The following is a 228-nucleotide window of genomic DNA, read 5'->3' as shown; positions in this document are numbered from 1 at the left end:
AAAGCGCGGGCAGACATCGCACTGGCACACCTACGGCCCGGCGTGGATGGTGAAAGACAAAGCCTACAGCCAGGCACATTTGTCCCTTGCGCAACAGCAAACCGCCATCGGTCACGCGGTACGTTTTGTCTACCTGATGACCGGCGTCGCGCATCTCGCGCGTTTAAGTCACGATGACAGCAAGCGTCAGGACTGCCTGAGGCTGTGGAACAATATGGCCCAGCGTCA

Annotated in this window: 1 protein-coding gene; it reads left to right on the top strand. The window is 58.8% G+C overall.

What is annotated here, in order from left to right:
* Window positions 1-228 (top strand): beta-L-arabinofuranosidase domain-containing protein (locus R0J87_RS25550; RefSeq protein WP_498889813.1); only part of this gene is annotated, 228 nt, incomplete at both ends.

It is taken from the genome of Halomonas sp. SIMBA_159 (assembly GCF_046536035.1).
Taxonomy (GTDB): domain Bacteria; phylum Pseudomonadota; class Gammaproteobacteria; order Pseudomonadales; family Halomonadaceae; genus Vreelandella; species Vreelandella venusta_A.
This window is presented reverse-complemented; position numbering and strand designations above follow the sequence as displayed.